4 protein-coding genes and 1 pseudogene are annotated in these 2,933 nt (G+C 37.0%); 4 read left to right on the forward strand and 1 reads right to left on the reverse strand.

The features are described 5' to 3' along the window. The 4 genes and pseudogenes from ABF638_RS37465 to ABF638_RS37480 all read left to right on the forward strand — a co-directional run. Positions 1-828 (forward strand): tetratricopeptide repeat protein (locus ABF638_RS37465; RefSeq protein WP_435027799.1); only part of this gene is annotated, 828 nt, incomplete at its 5' end. Between the two features lie 10 nt (positions 829-838). Continuing rightward, a pseudogene (locus ABF638_RS37470) lies at positions 839-1,005 on the forward strand (IS630 family transposase); the annotation flags it as partial. Positions 1,006-1,279: 274 nt separating this feature from the next. Further along, entirely contained in the window at positions 1,280-1,918 is a 639-nt protein-coding gene (locus tag ABF638_RS37475) for an AAA family ATPase (protein WP_435027800.1), read from the forward strand. Continuing rightward, a complete protein-coding gene (locus ABF638_RS37480; RefSeq protein ID WP_435027801.1) occupies positions 1,915-2,247 on the forward strand; it encodes a hypothetical protein in 333 nt (110 codons plus the stop codon). Before ABF638_RS37475 ends, ABF638_RS37480 begins: the two co-directional genes overlap by 4 nt. A gap of 129 nt (positions 2,248-2,376) precedes the next feature. On the opposite strand, the gene ABF638_RS37485 is transcribed toward ABF638_RS37480, so the two are convergent. After that, complete coding sequence (locus ABF638_RS37485) at positions 2,377-2,892, reverse strand: hypothetical protein (protein ID WP_435027802.1); 516 nt, start codon at positions 2,890-2,892, stop codon at positions 2,377-2,379. Positions 2,893-2,933: the final 41 nt, after the last annotated feature.

Genomic DNA, 2,933 nt, shown 5'->3' on the forward strand with positions numbered 1-2,933 from the left:
GCATCCTTCGACCAAGCGCTGAAAATTCAACCTGATAATCATGAAGCTTGGAACAGTCGAGGCAAGGTGCTAGGAAATTTAGAACACTATGAAGAAGCGCTTACCTCCTATGACCAAGCATTGAAATTTAAACCTGATTATGATGAAGCTTGGTATGACCGCGGATATGTTCTTTACAACTTAGGATGTTATGAAAAAGCTATAGTGTGTTTTGAGAAAGTACTGAAAATTCAACCTGATAATTACAAAGCTTGGAATAATAGAGGCTATTTACTGCTTAAAAAATATTCTAATCACGGAAGAGTAGCTATTTACGAAAAAGCCTTAGATATTGGTTTAACTTTACATAACTTTTATAATCAACAATTTTTGAAAGAAGACTTAAAACTTTATGAAGAAGCTCTTAGTAACTTCAATAAAGCACTTGAATTTAAGTCTGATTTTGAACTAAGCTGGGCAAATAAAGGTTATACATTGTATTACTTGGGTTTTTATGAAGAGGCGCTTGCTAGTTGCAACAAAGCTCTTGAATTTCAAACTAATGACTATATAACTTGCTTTAATAAAAGCTTTACTCTTATAAAACTAAGGCGTTATCAAGAAGCTATTACTAGCATAAATAAAGGTTTGAGAATTAAACCTGATAATCATATTGGTTGGTATAATAAAGCTCGATGTTATGCACTGATAGGTAATAGTAGACGAGCAATAAAAAATTTAAAAATTGCAATTAAGTTAAATTTTGAAGAAAGTCGAAATACGGCAAAAAATGATCCAGATTTTCGTACTATTTGGGGAAATAAAAAAATTCACTTTTTGATTGAATAATATAATAAAAGAGGATATCTGGTTGCAAGCAAAAACTTAGGTTTGACATTTTTATTTTTGTGCTTTAGTTCCTTGGTTTTCTCACTTAAAGTGGATGCTTGAGTGGTTCATCCGAAATACTGCCTTTGATTTTATTCTCTCCAGATGTACGGTGCTTTTTCAAAAATCAAATACTAAAACACCGATTCAGTATTCAGAGTTATGACGAAAAAGCCCGGTTTCTTTGGGTTGCAACAAGGAAAATTTGGTTTTAAAAGGCGTAAAAATCGGATGTCTCAGTCTTGTGTTTTATTACTGAATCGGTGTTCTAGCCACGAGTCTGTGGCGACTAAGATGAAAACGCATTAGCGTTAAAGGAAAATTTACTGCAATATTTACTGTATTGTTCCACTGTATTCCATTTCAAGTTAAAGTAAATGCAGTAATTTTTTACAGTATATAGAGCAGTAAAATGACTGTTATCTGTTTTGCTAACTTAAAGGGGGGCGTAGGAAAATCAACCACTGCTGCCCATTTCGCCTACTGGCTAGGCATTGTCAAAAAACGGAATATAGCGGTAGTCGATGCGGATGGTCAAGGTAGTACATCAATGTGGTTGGAGGGATTGAACTTAAGTATTCCTTTTTACCGCATTACTGACCCCGATACCCTGGCAGAAGAAATTCCCAAGATCGAGAAAGAAGTAGATTACTTAGTCGTGGATAATGCAGTGAATTTAGGTGAAGCCACCAGATGTACATTAATTACTGCAATTTTTGCAGTAATTCCAGTTACCCCCTCTGGCTTGGATTTAGTATCAGCCGCCGCCGCCGTCAGGATAGTCCGCCAAATTCAGAAAGCCAGAAGTGGGTTGCCCCAAGCTGGCATTTTTATCAATAGGGCAATTAAAAATACTAAGTTGCTCAAGGAAGCACAGGAACTACTAAACCAGCTAGAAGGTGTTACTGCCTTCAAGCAAGTAATTTACCAGCGACAGGCGATCGCAGATGCCTTTCTCCAGAAAACTACAGTGTGGGGCATAAAAAGCGCACAGGATGGGGCAGCTGATTACCAAAAATTGTTTAACGAGATTTTGAGGTTGGCGAAATGACCAAGAGAACTCGAAATGCTCTGACTGAATTAGTGTCACAATTCTCCTTTGATGACCTAACAGCTGAACCTACGGAAAAACCAAAACCTCGTTCTCGTCCATCGCCAAAGGCATCTAAAAAGCAAAGCCAAAAAACAGAAGATAATCTAAATTTACTGGAGAAAATAAAGCAGCAGCAACCCACAGAAACAACCCGTATAACGTTGGATTTAGCTCCAGAAACTTACGAGCAATTGAACCAGCTTGCTGAATATACGGGAATGACGAAAGCCAAGCTGCTCAGGGCTTTGATTCAAGAAACTGCAAAATTACTGCAAAAATCACAGTAATTTTTACAGTAATAAATTCCATAATAATTGCATATAATGGCTTTATAGAATGCCTTAGTGTGGTAGTAACTAGTGAACGCTGGAGAAGGATCACTTTGTTCACTTCTGCCAATAACGCTATACCTATCACTAATTACAGTTCCTTTCCCAGAATGGTTTCTTGCATTGAACTAGGCGCTCGTTGAGATTACTGTTCTTTTGCCTGAGTGCTTCATTTTCTGCTTTCAGATTCTCCAAGTTCTTGCGTTCTTGTTGAAACTGCTTGAATTTGTCTAGCTCACTCTTAAAAGTGTCGTTTTCTTGACGTAGTTGCTGATTCTCACTTCTCAACAATTCAAACTCCTGAGTGTTTAAGAATCGCTGAGTTACCGTTTCTCTAATCGAATTGAATATCACACCAAGTATAACGAGAGCAGTAATGCTTGCAACAAGATATAAAATTGCCTTGAAAATTTGCTCTGATTCTTTTTGTTGTGCGGCTGCTTTAACTCTGTTTATATCTATCAACGTTTGAATTGCTTTCACTTCCGTCGCAACTATTTCCTGTGCTGCCTCAATTGATATCCCCTTGGTTTTAGCAAGTCCTTGAATAAATAGACTCAGTAACTTGTAGTACTCTTCCCAGGTTGCACAGGGTAAGCTCATCTAATTTGGTATAAAAAATACTTGACAAATAAACAAAAACA

The sequence above is a fragment of the Nostoc sp. CALU 1950 genome (assembly GCF_051172895.1).
GTDB lineage: Bacteria > Cyanobacteriota > Cyanobacteriia > Cyanobacteriales > Nostocaceae > Nostoc > Nostoc edaphicum_A.

Coding starts and splice junctions, on each gene's coding strand:
- ABF638_RS37480 (WP_435027801.1), top strand. CDS start 1,915: ATGACCAAGAGAACTCGAAATGCTCTGACTGAATTAGTGTCACAATTC.
- ABF638_RS37475 (WP_435027800.1), top strand. CDS start 1,280: ATGACTGTTATCTGTTTTGCTAACTTAAAGGGGGGCGTAGGAAAATCA.
- ABF638_RS37485 (WP_435027802.1), bottom strand. CDS start 2,892: ATGAGCTTACCCTGTGCAACCTGGGAAGAGTACTACAAGTTACTGAGT.